Origin of the sequence: Acinetobacter sp. 226-1 (genome assembly GCF_030329325.1) — a bacterium.
Lineage (GTDB): Bacteria > Pseudomonadota > Gammaproteobacteria > Pseudomonadales > Moraxellaceae > Acinetobacter > Acinetobacter sichuanensis.
The window spans coordinates 61,680-76,540 of the sequence record NZ_JACANU010000009.1 but is presented as its reverse complement, the minus strand read 5'-3'; the positions used below and the strand labels follow the sequence as shown (position 1 = coordinate 76,540).

The following is a 14,861-nucleotide window of genomic DNA, read 5'->3' as shown; positions in this document are numbered from 1 at the left end:
CATCTCGTCTCGAGAGTTATGCTTACGTTCTTGATTTTATTCCTTGCATACAATCAGTATTACGATAGCGCATTTCTCATCACAATTGTGCTTTGGTCGTAGACGTGGGATTCACTTTATCCATCAGATTTATACAAATCATTTGCAAAAACATCCAAAAAATCAGTATTAATGCTCTTTTTTGATCTTATAATTTATTCAATAACATGTGTGTATTTTTCAAATTATTACATTTTTACCGAATTTTATTTTAAAGGATAATATTTCATTATCTTTTAAATTTTTAGCATTTGTATAAATACACAAAATGTGAACCGATCATCACTGATGATTAATATCGTTGAATCATGGAAAAGTAAAGCTTTGGCTACTCTTCATGACATGATTCAACAAAGTGCTGCATATTTTAACGAAACACAACTGTAGTTTGACTCATGGTCAAAGCTATGCTTGATTTAGTTTATTTTGTCGAACTTTAAAACAAAATAACTTAACTTTTAATTGGATTTTATCGTGGCTGAAGATACACCTACGCTCAGTGAAGTCGCCCAAGACACCACTCAACTTTTACACAATGCAAGTGAAAAAACTGCAAAAACAGTGATTGAGCACACTGCAAAATACAATGATGCTTATAGTACGATTGATAAATTTGTCGATGGTTTTTGGGAACGCGTCCCCTATTTATGTATCGCCTTAGTCGTTCTGCTGATTTTCTGGGTATTATCAAAAATATTTAAACTTTTTGTCCGTAAAACTTTAGAAAATCGTTCATATACACGACAAAACTTGGTCTTAGTTCTAAATCGTGTTGGTAGTACTTTTATTATTTTCTTTGGCTTCCTCATTGCAATGGTCATTGCTATTCCTGGTTTTACTCCAGGTCAACTGATGAGTGCCCTCGGAATTGGTTCGGTTGCAATTGGTTTTGCTTTTAAAGATATTTTCCAAAATATGCTATCGGGGATTCTCATTTTACTGGGTGAACCATTTAAAATTGGTGATGATATTATTGTCAATAATATGGAAGGTACGGTTGAGGATATTCAAATTCGTGCAACTTTCCTGCGCTCACCTGATGGTCGTCGTATTGTGATCCCAAATGCAACAGTTTATACCAGCGCAGTAACTGTCAATACAGCCTATCCACGTCGTCGTTGTGAGTTTGTTGTGGGGATTGGTTATGAAGATAATGTTCAGGCAGCCAAAGATATTATTTTAAAAATTTTAGATCGTGATCAAACTATTCTCAGTCAACCTTCTTTTAGTGTAAATGTCACAGCACTTGCAGATTTTTCGATTAATCTTAAAGTGCAATGGTGGGTTAATACCTCTGAAACCAGTACTTCAGCTTCTATTAGCCAAGTACAAGAAGAAGTTATCGAATCCTTTGCCGAACATAATATTTCAATTCCTTATCCAGTACAGGAAGTGAAAGTTTATCGTGGTGAAACAGATCCAGAAGAAAACTCAGGTCGTGCTAAACAAACGACCTAAGACATAAGGAATTACCGTTTCTGTTCGAATAATTCGGTTGCCTAAGCTTACAGCTTGGCAGCCATTTTTTATAAGTAAATCAATTTCATAGGGAATAAAACCACCTTCAGGACCAATAATCACTGTGCATGGATGCTCAATCGCAAAAGGCATTTTTGCTTCGGTATAAGGATGTGCTACAAAAGCAGGCGTTTGTTTTGTGATGAAGGTCGGTAAAACATCTTCAACAAAAGGCTTAAAGCGTTTATATAACTCAATTTTTGGCGCAATGGTGTCACCCGCCTGTTCTAAGCCCAAAGTCACATAATGATCAAGCTGTTGTAAAAATGGGGTTTGCCAATAACTTTTATCCACTCGATAGCTATGAATCAAAATCAGTCGCTCTACCCCTAAAGTGACTGCATCCATAATTAAACGGCGTAATACTTTTGGTCGTGGTAATGCCACAATTAAAGTTACAGGTAATTTTTCAGGAATATGATCTTCTTTAAGTGGTTTAACTTTAATGATATTTTCAGAAATTTCAACAATTTGTGTTAAATAACGTTTTCCACCACGAATACCTATTTTTAAGGAGTCTCCGACTTGAACAGCAAGATGTGTATGTAAATGTTCAATTTGTCTTTGAGCTGTGATTGACCATAATTCTGACTGAGTTTGTCTTGGGTCTAATAAAACGATATTCATAAAATGGTTAATTCATTCATACAATCAAAATAGTGAACGCATATTTAGCAGATTCATTTATAAATCTAGATTTATAAATCATCGACTTATAAATAATGATCAATCACTGCCAAATGCTTTTGTAAAGAACCCATATTTTTCTGCATCACAGTTGCTGCATGTTGACTCAATTGTTGAGCAAATTCTGGTTCATCAATACATTGTAATAATAGCTGTACAACTTGTTCAGCATTTTGCCCAACTTTGACAGCATCTGCTTGTAAAAACTCATCAACAATACTTTGAAAGTTAAAATAATTTTTTCCAATGATCGTGGGTACATTTAACGCCATTGGCTCTAAAATATTATGCCCACCGCCCGGCTCATTTAAAGAACCACCAACAAAACAAGTTTGGCTTAAAGCATACCACAACCATAATTCGCCCATACTGTCTGCCAAATAAACCTGTGTATCGGGTTGAATTTTTTCACTTAGACTTCGACGTTGCGTATTTAAATTCAAATTTTTTGTGATCGTAAATACATCATCAAAACGCTCAGGATGACGTGGAACAACAATACACAACAACTCTGGTCGTTGTTTTAAATAAGGCATCAAAGTGCTTAACAAATTCTGTTCTTCAGGTGCATGTGTACTGGCAAGTGTAATAATTTTACGTTGCTTCAATTGCCATTCACAGATCAGTTCTTGAGCATGTTGTAGATGTAGCAATGGTGCAGAAATATCAAATTTAATACTTCCCACAACATTTACACTTTGTTTTGCTAAACCCAATTCAATAAATCTTTGCTGTGTAGCTAAATCTTGCGCCAACAAATGATCTAATTTTTGCAACATTGGACGCGTTAAACTTGGAACTTTGGCATATGCTTTCGCTGATTTTTCTGAAAGTCTGGCATTAATTAAAATACAAGGGACTTGGAAATTTTTAGCTTGATCGATTAAATTTGGCCATAACTCTGTTTCAACCAACGCTAAAAGTTTAGGTTGGTATTTTTGATAAAATTCAGCAACTAAATCTTTTTGGTCAGCAGGTAAATACACGGCTTGAAATAAAGCCTCAAAAGGCGGCTTTAAAAATAATGACTTAGCGCGTGCTTGTCCTGTTTTAGTGGTATTTGTCACTAAAACAGCATGTCCATTTTTAAAATAATGCTCAATCAGTGGTTGAGCGGCATTGGTTTCACCCACCGAAACTGCATGAAACCAAATCGCTTGCCGATTTTTAACAGGCTGAAAAGGACCAAAACGTTCCAAACACTCTTGTTGGTACTGTGCTAGATCGGTAGCACGTTTTTTAATTCGCCACTGATACAAAGGTTTGACGATTGCAAGTGCTGCGTTATACCAAAAAGGAGTAGCCAATCAAAAATTCTCATATTGGGATCAGTCGGCAAATATAACAGAGCGATCACAGCTTGTTAATCAACAATCGTGTAGAGAATTGCATCAAGTTTTAAAGCATAAGTTTTTAAATCATGCATTGATTAAATCATTAAGCTTCAACTTTCTTGTTGTGCAGCCTCAATCCACGCTTTCACAGCACCAACATTCAAAATAGTTTGCATATAATTTTGACTATTTTCACTGACAGGTAGCCCATAACTTTTAAAACGCATAACAACAGGTGCATAAAATGCATCAACAATTGTAAATTCATTGCCACATAAAAAGCCTTTTGGATATTCACGTTTCGACCAAATTTCCTCAATACGTTTTATATCTGCTTGTAAGTCTGCATTTTCATGAAAAAGTTGTTGTCCAAGTTGAGTAAAATCTTGGGTGATATTCATCGGACATAAACTACGTAAAGCCATAAAACCACTATGCATTTCTGCACAAACTGCTCGTGCATAAGCACGTGTTTTTATATCTTGTGCCCATAAATGACGCTCAGGAAAAAGCTCTGCCAAATACTCACAAATTGCCAATGAATCCCAAACAATCAAATCCTGATGTTTTAAAACAGGAACTTTACCTACAGGTGTAATTTTAGCTAAGGTTTGTTTGAAATTTTGTTCAGGCAAAAAGTCATCATACGGCACTAAGTGTTCAGTAAATGGGATCTGAAAATGTTGCAGTACTAGCCACGCTCGCATCGACCAAGTTGAGTAATTTTTATTACCAATGTATAAATCCATCTTATTTTCCTGTGTATTGTTATTTATATTTTGACACAAATAAAAAGAGCAACTTTGCTGCTGCTCTTTTCAAACGCATACTGCAAGGAATGATTTAAAATAAATATGAAAAACCAAATCCTGCATTATAACTACGATCTTGCCCTTCTAAGTCAACACCAATACTGGCATCTAACTGAGCGCGATCATTTAAAGCATAAATAAGCCCAGAGCCTAAACCATATTGGTAATTTTCACTTTCACCTTTACGATAAATAAACTCTGAAAAGCCTGATAAATTTCCAGCAATTTTATAAGCAACCGTTGGAATTGCAGTCACAGACCAATCACCATCTTGAACTGCATATTGCATGGTAATGCCTGTATTTACCAAGTCATTATATTTATAGTCTAGTGATGTCCCAATACTATAAATATCATCTTCATTGCTAAAGTTGTCATTACCTGTTGCAATCACAGCTTGTGCTAAAACAGCCATAGATAATTTTTCATCATCTAAATCTATCGCTTTCTTTAAACCAATACTGACATCACCTAAACCATCATCATCAACTTTATTACCATTGTACTTGGTTTGCGTCCATGCTGGACCTGCCCAACCTAATTGTAATTCTAAGCCTGATGCTAAACCTGTACGCAATAACATATCACCATTCAAGGTTACCGTTTTTGCTTTGCTACCATCTACAGTTGTTTCTGTATAAGTTGCACTAGGTAAACCCTGTTCCCATGCGACTTGTCCGACAGGTGTAATCCCTGTACCAAAACCTGCACCAGGACGATCAAAGGAAAACTCTGCGGCAAAGCTGCTCATACTGGCAGTTGCTGCAAGCATAACGATGATTTTATTAGAAATTGTCATACTATTACTCTGTTAAGCTAATTCTTTAGACATTTTTGCGCCATGGCTACGTAATAACTCTAAAGTTTCTTTCTCTTCAGGTAAAGCCTGTGACCAATCAATTTCATCAAAATCTTGATCAAAAAATAAATCACTTATTGAGGTTAAAATCGTTTTACCCTCTTCATCTTTGGTATTTGGATCTACTTTATGCTCAAGTAATCGTTTCACTGCTGGTACACATGCTGCACTTGCTGCATCCCATAATGGACCATAACATTCTTCTGCATCCCAAAGATGGAAGTTAGCATTTGCATGGATGAGTTGTTCTAAAATCTCTAAATGAATATTTAATTTTTCTTGTTTTTCCTGCTCAGTTAAAGGCTGACCTGCCTCATACGCTTCACATACATTTTCCCACCATACAAATAAGCCATCCGACCAAACAGACACTGCTGGACCTTTTTCTGGTTCAATAAAGTTAGGGTTTAGACCTTCTGCTAATTGGCGTTTTACTTGTTCAAGGTCTAATGCTTCGATAGCCTGTAAAAAGCTCTGTTGTGGCGCTGTCAGCATATACTTTTCTCATGTGAGTTCAATTTAGGCATATTATGCCGAAAAATATAAAAGATAGTTCAAGTAATTATCATCTTACTGTTTTTGTAAGCTTTTCTGCCCTTTTTTGTTGTTTTCTGACCAAAAATTTTAAACAACCCATAAAAAAAGCCCCTTTCGGGGCTTTTCATTAAGCTTCATCAGCTTCTAAATCAGCATCTGTAAATTCAAGCTTTCCACCACGTGGATTTTCTTTTTTCTCCAGTACATGCTCAATACTACGTTTAATTCGGTCAATTGCACCATGTAATGCTAAGTCGATATTTTTAGCTTTGTGCGTTACAACAACGGGTTTTAATCCTGCTGCTTTCGCTTCAATCATGCAACGGATGTCATCATCGCCGCCTTTATCCCCATTTTCATCACTAATATGAACCGAAAACTGCGTAATGCGTTCACTATGACGTTGAAATTCTTGGTTTAACTCTTCGCGCACATATGTGATTAAACGATCACTATTTTGAATATTTTTATCTGTACGGATTTCAATGTTCATAAATATCAACCTCTTATAACAATTTTATATTTCAATAACTTTTAAAAACTCATTTATGTCTCTGTGCAAAACTTTCTTATGTTGGCACGTTGGATTCTTGCTGATCTTTCAGCATTAAGCACATCTTCATTTGAATTTTGGTCGCAACCTCCACAATGAATGATGAACACTTTGGAGAAATTTCCGTGTCCTTATATCTTCAATATCGGTCTATATTGGAAAATATGCAAGTACATTTTGAAAATATTTATGAAAAGAATATGAAAAATGACAACTTGTTACTTTATTTTCTAATTTAATGATTTACTTATCTTTTTTTAATTAAATATTTACATTTTTCACACATTTCAAAAGCACTAAAAGCGTTATGTTGTTCGTTATATGTCTATAAATTTGCTAAAAGCCTAAATTCAAATTATTAACTTCAGAAAAATAGCGCTATATCTTTAGATACATCCTAAATTCAAAATACGTTATGAGTCGATTCTTAATTGACCTGATCTCAGAACTTATGAGCACTTATCACTTGAGTCAGAGCAATCTCTTTGCCTTTATCACCGTAAATTTTAGATTTATTAAATAATCCACCACAAAATTTTTGCATGATTAAAAGCTTGATCTGCATTAAATTTAGTGAAAAGTATTCTATTTTCAAGCATTCATTTCATACTTTCAGATTACATAAAAATTTACATTTTCGACTATTTCGGCTTTATTTTTGCATAAGAATCTGTATCCTTGTTACGCTTTCTTGGGGGAAACTTTTCATGAAATTTACACACTTTGCTGCGATCTGCGCACTTGCATCAACTGCAACCTTCGCTCAGGCTAATCCAATTGTATGGCAAGATTTTAGCTTAACGGGTCTTTATGGTGAAAACTATGAAGTTGGTACCGAAGACCGTACAACTGTGACTGCTGAATATGCAGCAAAATTAAAATACGCTGATGTATTTTTCTTTGTAGATCACCAACTCGATGGTAATGATGAACAAAATACTTATTTTGAATTATCACCTCGTATCAGCCTAGGTGAAGTATCTGGTCAAAAACTTGCGTTCGGTCCAATCAAAGATGTATTGATCGCAACGACTTGGGAACATAACGCAGGCTATGACCTTAACCAAGAATTTAACAACTTTATGTATGGTGTCGGTTTTGATCTGGCAATTCCATATACACAGTTTGCAAGTATAAACTTCTATAAAGTTGAAAATGACATCCAAGATGATGATTATCAAATGACCATCACTTATGGTGTACCATTTAAATTTGGTTCAGAAGAGTTTTTAGTGGATGGTTTCCTTGACTGGTCTACTGCTGAAGATGACCATGCAAGTGAACTGAACTGGACAACTCAGTGGAAATGGAATGCAGGTAAGCACATTTCTCCAAAAACCAAGCTTTATGTCGGTTTTGAACATTCTGTTTGGAATAATAAATACGGCATCAAAGGTGTTGACCAAAATGATGTCAGTGCTTTAGTAAAATATCATTTCTAAGCAGATGTAGCGTCGCTATAAAAGCAAGATTTCGGTCTTGCTTTTTTGATTTTTAAAGTTTAAAAATTGAAAATAATTTCTTTCTTTTACATACCATGCAATTTTTGATTCGTCCCGCACAAAGTTCAGATCTCATTGAGATTATGCATATTTATAATCATGAAATTAAATCTGGATTAGCTACATGGAATAGTCAAATCAAAAATTTGGCAGACTATCAAGATTGGTTTGATCAGTTACAAAAACAAAATTTTCCTATTTTTGTTGCTGAGGAAATCAACAGTCAAAGTATTGTAGGCTATGCTGACTATTCTAGCTTTAGACAAATCAATGGTTATCGTGCAACGGTTGAACATTCGGTATATATTTCTCCTCCATTTGCCCATCAAGGTTTAGGCAAACAACTGCTGCTTAAACTGATTGAACATGCAAAACAGCATCAAATTCATGTGATGGTCGCAGCAATTGATCATGAAAATATTGCATCTATTCAATTGCATCAAAAATTAGGCTTTGAACAAACGGGTTATATGCCTCAAGTTGGACAAAAATTTGGATTATGGCGTGATTTGGTGTTAATGCAATATATGCTGTAACAGCCAATCTATAATGCTTTAAAATTCACCAAATCATTAATATTATTTATACAAATCAAGCAAATGATGAAAAAAACAGAAAACCAAAAAACAATAAAGCATTGATTTTAAAATAAAAAAATTATGGCATGTTTTTTGATTATCACTCTGTATTCAACGATAAGGAATACATCGTTGTTTTTTAAAATTTTTATGGAAATGACAATGAAAAAATTAATTGTGTTATGTATGGGACTTGGCACATTTTCTAGTGCTTATGCAGATTTGGATTTAAGTCAATTTAAAACACGTTTAGGGGTAACGTTAATTGAACCTAAAAGCCATCCTGGAAATTTATATGATGGCACAGCAACCAGTATTTCACGTAGTTATGCGCTCACTGCATCTAACCTTTATTTTGTAACCCCAAATGTTGCCGTTGATTTGCTTGTAGGTACTGCACCCAAACATCGTATTTATGGCAATGGTGAAAAAATTGGTTATACCCGCTATCTTCCACCAACATTAAGTGTGCAATATAACTTTAATCCCGATGGTCAACTGAATCCTTATTTAGGGGTCGGCGTAAATTATACGTACTACTTTAATGAAAAATTAATCAGCAATGATAAATTATCTATTTCAAATTCTTTTGGTTATGCTGCTACCGCAGGAATGGAATATAATTTAAATAAAAACATAAGTTTAGGCGCAGAATTTCGCTATATTGATGTGAATTCAGATATCCGAATCAATGGTACAACTGTAGGTAATGGTGATGTGAATCCAATGCTGTATACCTTAAATTTAGGCTATAAATTTTAAACTTTTTTAGGCTGTAACTTTCCCACAATGAAGTCTTCGGGCTTCATTGTTTTTGTACATTTTGACAATAGCATCATCATCATACATATTTTGCGATAAAATAAAACGTCAACCAATTTGTGTCGAATACAATAATGCAAAAAGTTTTCTTACTTGCCCTTTCTATCTTTACTTATAGCGCTGTGCAAACTGCACAAGCAGAATCATCTTTTGAACAGGAATTACAACGCGGCTGTCAGGCAGTTTCGCAGCATGCGGCTTTAGGCAAAAAGTTGTATGACCAAAAAAATTATAAGAAAGCATTAGAGCATTTTCAAACTCAAGCAGCTTGGAGCTCTTTTTGTTTATCAAATGAAGAAGAAACAACGGTTAAGTTCACAGAACAGCAAGTGATCACTGCCCAAAATAATGTAGCGCTGAGCTATGCAAAAATGGGAAAACCGATGTGGGCAAGAGCTTGGTTAATGATCAATAAAGAAGAAAAAACCAATCAATTTAATTTAAAAAATCTGGCTAAACCAAAGATTTCTACAGACTTATCAGGTGAATATGTCAGTTATTCAGGTTATGGCGAATGGGATCATATCACGGTTAAACGTCATAAAAATGCGTATGAGGTGAGCTACGCAGGTTTATATATGGGTTTAAGAAGCCTTATTTATGGACCAAATATGGGAGAGTTTGATACTTCATTTGCTTTAAATAAAAAACGAGCAATTTATAAATATGAGGACTGTACGATTCAGCTTGATTTTAAGACAGATCAAAATTTAGGTCATTATATTGAAGCTAAACAAGAAAGTGGTGAGTCGACCTGTGGCTTTGGACACAATGTTTATGCTGGTGGAACTTTCTATAAAGTTGAGAAATAAAACCCCATAAGGGGTTTTATAATAAAAAATTATATTTTTTCAAATAACTCTTGCGCAATTTTTTGAGCAAGTTGATCTTTCTCTTCACTTAAATTATCTAAATCTATGACATATTGGATCGCCTCACGTCCTGCAATCTCTATAGGTCCATAATCATCATAAGCTTCACCTGTATAAGCGTTATAAGCTCTCAAATCATCTTTTGTAAAATCTTTACCTAATAATTGAGCTAAATAAATATAAATCCATGCTTCGCCCGAATTTTTAAATACACCCCGATATAAAAAATCTTCAATCGCATTTAAATTCCCTCGATTACAGAGATAAAGAAATTGCTTATATATCACTTCTTTATCTGCTTCAAAATCAATTTCTGCAAGGCTGATTGGTGCAAATTTCACAAATTCTTGATAGTGCTCTGCTAATTTTATAAATTCATCATATTGTTTTTTCAGTTCTGATGTTTCTTTAGATTTTATATATTTTTGCTTATCATTGTCCCATTTTGCCCCAAAGGTCGACCCATCTCGACCATAAGGAGCTATTTGATTCGCCAAGTAGCGATAATATCCAACCAAAACAGCATAAGCATCTAAATTATGACGCTCTTCTGCATAAATTTTTATCTTATCTAATTTTTGACCAATAATATCAAACTTGTTTTCATCTCCATCGTAAAAATCGTCATATTCATCTTCAAAACTTCCATTTTCAAAGTCTGAATAACTTAATGATTCTCGAAGCTCCTTAAAATTTAAGTAGTCTAAATTCAAAAATAAAAATTCGTATTGCAAAGTTTTTGCTAAATTAAAATATTGTTCATATTCATAACTTTCTTTTAACAAACTTTTCAATTTTAAAATTAAATTTTGAATGTTCTCTAATAAATGATTACTTTCATAATCATCCCAATGGATCTGATCATCCTCGTAATTCGAATAATCTGTTTTTGGTGGATTTTTCAAAATTTCTGATGTTAATAAACCTAATAAATCATGTTCATGATATGTTTCCGAAGAATCATAATTACAATTAAATAAAAGGTTTTGTCCAACAAATGCGTTATAGGATTTAAAACCTTGATTTAAAGCAATTAGTTCATATATATGCGAGCGACTAATTTTTATAGCAAATTGAGATTGTATTTTTTGGGCTAATTGATATGCAAATTCTTGAATAGACATAATTTTCTCACTTTTCAATCCTAATCATTATATTGATTTTGGTGTCATAAGACTTTTAGCAACGCATGTTTAAATACTAAGAACCAAACGGATTGATCTTAAGAAAATTAAAGTTGTATGCAGTTTTTAATACTGACTTTTGAAATCCCTTTTCTACTCATGCGTAAGTACGGTAGGCGACCTTAATATTAAGATAATAAATTCTTATTTATTTTTCAATAGTGAAATTAAAAAAGCTCACAAAATGTGAGCTTTTCATTAAAATGTATTTAAGAATCAAACAGCTAAATCCGCTAAATTACCTTTCTGTTCTAACCAATGTTTACGATCAGCAGAACGTTTTTTCGCAAGCAATTTATCCAATAAACCTGCAGTAAACTGACTATCATCCAGATCTAGCTGTACCAAACGACGTGTATTCGGATCCATAGTCGTTTCACGAAGTTGACTGGCATTCATCTCACCCAAACCTTTAAATCGGGTGATTTGCGGATTCTTAGATTTAACTTTCTTTAAGATCGTTTCTAACTCATCGTCATCTAGTGCGTAATGTACATCTTTAGCATCATCAATACGGAACAACGGCGGCATAGCAACAAACAAATGCCCCTCTTCAACTAAGCTAGGAAAGTGTTTGACAAATAAAGCACACAACAAGGTCGCAATATGCAAACCATCTGAGTCAGCATCAGCAAGAATACAGATTTTCCCATAACGTAATTCTGAAAGATCATCACTACCAGGATCTACGCCAATCGCGATCGCAATATCATGAACTTCCTGCGAAGCTAAAACCTCATCTGAAGATACTTCCCATGTATTTAAAATTTTTCCGCGAATCGGCATAATCGCTTGGAAGTTTTTATCACGTGCTTGTTTAGCAGAACCACCTGCTGAGTCACCTTCCACAATAAACAACTCAGATTCTGCAAGTGTATGCCCCACACAATCTGCTAATTTACCTGGTAAGGCTGGTCCTGAAACAATCTTTTTACGCTCTACTTTTTTTGCTGCTTTTAAACGGCGACCCGCTTTTGCAATCGCTAACTCAGCCAATAACATTGCAGTTTCAGAATTTTGGTTTAACCATAAAGCAAAAGCATCTTTGGCAATATTCAAAACAATATTTGAAGCTTCACGACTTGAAAGACGTTCTTTGGTTTGACCTGAAAATTGTGGCTCTTGGAATTTTAATGACAGGATATAATTCACACCATCCCAAACATCTTCGGCTGACAATTTCATATTACGTGGCAATAAGTTACGTAACTCACAGAACTCACGCAGCGCATCTGTAACGCCTGAACGCAAACCATTGACATGCGTACCACCTTGCGCCGTTGGAATCAAATTCACATAACTTTCTTGAATCTGTTCGCCACCTTCTGCATTCCAACAAATGGCAAATTCAGCACTCGCACGCTCAGCATCTCCAGTTGCAACAAAAGCAGGATGAGGAATAATTTCTCGATCTTGCAATTCATCCATCAAATAGTCAACTAGACCATTTTCAAACTGCCAAACTATTTTTTCATCATTAATTTCATCAACATAATTAATCTGCAAGCCCGCAGCCAAAACTGCTTTCGCTTTTAAATTATGTTTTAAAGCTTTGAGTGCAAATTTTGGTGAATCAAAATATTTTGCTTCTGGCCAAAAACGTACAGTCGTTCCAGACGCTCTTTTGGGTGCTTTTCCTTCTAATACTTCAAGTGGCGCTGCTGCTTCGCCATGCTCAAATGCCATCTTGTACAGATTGCCTTGGCGCTGAACTTCAACTTCCACTCGATCCGATAAAGCATTAACAACTGAAATACCAACACCATGTAAACCACCTGAAAATTGGTAGTTATCTGTACTAAACTTACCACCTGCATGTAACTTAGTTAAAATGATCTCAATGCCGCTTTGCCCATATTCAGGGTGAATGTCGACAGGCATGCCTCGCCCATTATCTTCAACAGATAACGAACCATCTTTATATACCGTGACTGTAATTTTATTGGCATGTCCCGCAAGTGCCTCATCGACAGCATTATCAATAACTTCTTGTGCCAAATGGTTTGGTCGCGTGGTATCGGTATACATACCTGGACGACGGCGAACAGGGTCTAAACCAGATAAAACCTCAAGAGATTGGGCTGTGTATTGCGTCACGTTGCAAGTTTCCCTTTTTTAAAAATTAAGCAGATAGATTATGAGTTGGTACAGTATCTCATTTTCAGTAAAAAAACAGCTTTGATCATCATCTTAAATGGGGTAATACGACAGTCAGTGACGTAATTGTTACAGATTCACTCATTTTTCATTCAAGTTTTGATTGAAAATTTGTTAAGATTCTCTTGATTTATTTCAATCTGATAATAGTTTTTTGCAAACAAAATCATGCTTTGCCTTATAAAAATTGAGATAAATTTTTTAATATGAATAAGATAATGAGAAATGATATGAAAAATATACTCCTACTCTCCAGCCTTGTGTCAACATTACTCCTAACTGCCTGTGGTGGTGGAAGTGACTCGGATGATAATAATGCTGTAGAGCCAAAACCTGAACCACCAAAACCTGCTGAATATGTTCCGTCACAGTACAAAACCTTGAAAGATAATTTCAAATATGTACAAGACCCTCTCACTGAGGTAAAAAATAACAATTTATATGACCTAAGCTATTGGGTAAATGAAAATCCTCTCGAATTAGCAAGTTATAGTTATTTATACTCAAAAGATGATAAAACTTTCAAAACTAAAGAATACGTGACACAAGGATCATCTTATAATACTTGGCAAGAAGACTCTATTCCGTCCTTGGTATTTAATATTGCTCAAAATAAATGGGTGGAAACTCAAGGAGATATGACCGTTTCACAAGGTCCTGTTGGTACTGAAGGCATTAAAACACTCTATATTCAGTCAGATACAGGCATTAAATACTATACATTAACTGAAAAATCTCTTGCAGGACTCAGTCTTGCACAAGGTATCAACCAAGGCTTTGGTAATGGTATTCCTTTACCTGAATCTATTAAAACCCAATATTTTTCTCAAGGTGCCAAAGCCTATGCTTGGGTAAAAGATATTACTCAACCCAATTACGCTATTACGCGTACCCATACAGTATTTAGTTCAACAAATACACCGCACCCTATTTATACCTGTAACACAGTCAGTTCATATTGTTCAACGACAGCGCCAACCCTTGAAAAAGCCATCGAAAGCAAAGCTTGGTATCAAAATACTGGACGTACTGGTGTCATTCGCTTAAATGACAAACAAGTCGCTGATGTTGCAGTTTTTGATAAAGAGCAAAATAAAACACTCAACTACACGATCAAATATGAGTTGATTGCAGCAAAACAAGGTGCACCAAAGCATATTTTATTTACTGCGTCAGACACAGCAGCAAAAGAAGCACTTAAAACTTATTTTAGTGTTAATGATAGTCAAATTGCATGGTTTGAATACAATAATCAAGTTGTTAGAGGAAACTACAACTTACCAATCAAAGGTTTACAAAGCACATATTATAGCTACAACAAAATTGCGGTGAATGACATTTTAACCAAATGGAGTCCACGTAAAAATCCTGTACTTGAATAAGCCCACAAATTAAAAATCAATTTTA

14 protein-coding genes are annotated in these 14,861 nt (G+C 34.8%); 6 read left to right on the top strand and 8 right to left on the bottom strand.

Annotation, left to right across the window (positions count from 1 at the left end; translation table 11 throughout):
- Positions 1–513 precede the first annotated feature (513 nt).
- Positions 514–1,497: a mechanosensitive ion channel family protein gene (locus HX124_RS13515; protein WP_286378136.1), complete on the top strand. Its 984-nt coding sequence runs from the start codon at positions 514–516 to the stop codon at positions 1,495–1,497.
- Here HX124_RS13515 and HX124_RS13510 read toward each other — a convergent pair.
- The 6 genes from HX124_RS13510 to HX124_RS13485 all read right to left on the bottom strand — a co-directional run bounded on the left by HX124_RS13510 (position 1,471) and on the right by HX124_RS13485 (position 6,279).
- Positions 1,471–2,184, bottom strand: coding sequence for a 16S rRNA (uracil(1498)-N(3))-methyltransferase (locus tag HX124_RS13510; protein ID WP_286383511.1), 714 nt, complete (start codon positions 2,182–2,184; stop codon positions 1,471–1,473). The genes HX124_RS13515 and HX124_RS13510 overlap by 27 nt on opposite strands.
- Before the next feature lie 86 nt (positions 2,185–2,270).
- Positions 2,271–3,551: a 3-deoxy-D-manno-octulosonic acid transferase gene (locus HX124_RS13505; protein WP_286383510.1), complete on the bottom strand. Its 1,281-nt coding sequence runs from the start codon at positions 3,549–3,551 to the stop codon at positions 2,271–2,273.
- 137 nt (positions 3,552–3,688) lie between these two features.
- Entirely contained in the window at positions 3,689–4,327 is a 639-nt protein-coding gene (locus tag HX124_RS13500; RefSeq protein WP_286383509.1) for a glutathione S-transferase family protein, read from the bottom strand.
- Between the two features lie 94 nt (positions 4,328–4,421).
- Entirely contained in the window at positions 4,422–5,189 is a 768-nt protein-coding gene (locus HX124_RS13495) for a transporter (protein WP_286378138.1), read from the bottom strand.
- A gap of 12 nt (positions 5,190–5,201) precedes the next feature.
- The gene (locus HX124_RS13490; protein ID WP_107009826.1) at positions 5,202–5,744 is read right to left on the bottom strand and encodes an ankyrin repeat domain-containing protein; all 543 of its coding nucleotides are present in this window, start codon (positions 5,742–5,744) and stop codon (positions 5,202–5,204) included.
- A 169-nt stretch (positions 5,745–5,913) separates the two neighbouring features.
- Positions 5,914–6,279, bottom strand: a complete 366-nt coding sequence (locus HX124_RS13485) for an HPF/RaiA family ribosome-associated protein (RefSeq protein WP_107009825.1) — start codon at positions 6,277–6,279, stop codon at positions 5,914–5,916.
- Between the two features lie 767 nt (positions 6,280–7,046).
- Between HX124_RS13485 and HX124_RS13480 the strand changes: the two genes are divergently transcribed.
- The 4 genes from HX124_RS13480 (at position 7,047) to HX124_RS13465 (ending at position 10,053) form a co-directional block, all read left to right on the top strand.
- A complete protein-coding gene (locus HX124_RS13480) occupies positions 7,047–7,781 on the top strand; it encodes an outer membrane protein OmpK (protein ID WP_286383508.1) in 735 nt (244 codons plus the stop codon).
- 95 nt (positions 7,782–7,876) lie between these two features.
- The gene (locus HX124_RS13475) at positions 7,877–8,377 is read left to right on the top strand and encodes a GNAT family N-acetyltransferase (protein WP_286378139.1); all 501 of its coding nucleotides are present in this window, start codon (positions 7,877–7,879) and stop codon (positions 8,375–8,377) included.
- A 204-nt stretch (positions 8,378–8,581) separates the two neighbouring features.
- On the top strand, positions 8,582–9,181 hold the full coding sequence (locus HX124_RS13470) for an OmpW/AlkL family protein (RefSeq protein ID WP_107009828.1): 600 nt from the start codon (positions 8,582–8,584) through the stop codon (positions 9,179–9,181).
- Positions 9,182–9,315: 134 nt separating this feature from the next.
- Entirely contained in the window at positions 9,316–10,053 is a 738-nt protein-coding gene (locus HX124_RS13465) for a hypothetical protein (RefSeq protein ID WP_286383507.1), read from the top strand.
- Between the two features lie 29 nt (positions 10,054–10,082).
- Here HX124_RS13465 and HX124_RS13460 read toward each other — a convergent pair whose 3' ends face one another.
- The gene (locus HX124_RS13460; RefSeq protein WP_286383506.1) at positions 10,083–11,237 is read right to left on the bottom strand and encodes a hypothetical protein; all 1,155 of its coding nucleotides are present in this window, start codon (positions 11,235–11,237) and stop codon (positions 10,083–10,085) included.
- Between the two features lie 276 nt (positions 11,238–11,513).
- Positions 11,514–13,394, bottom strand: coding sequence for a DNA topoisomerase IV subunit B (parE, locus tag HX124_RS13455; protein ID WP_286383505.1), 1,881 nt, complete (start codon positions 13,392–13,394; stop codon positions 11,514–11,516).
- Between the two features lie 290 nt (positions 13,395–13,684).
- Here parE and HX124_RS13450 point away from each other — a divergent pair, with 290 nt between their 5' ends.
- Entirely contained in the window at positions 13,685–14,836 is a 1,152-nt protein-coding gene (locus tag HX124_RS13450) for a hypothetical protein (protein ID WP_286383504.1), read from the top strand.
- Positions 14,837–14,861: the final 25 nt, after the last annotated feature.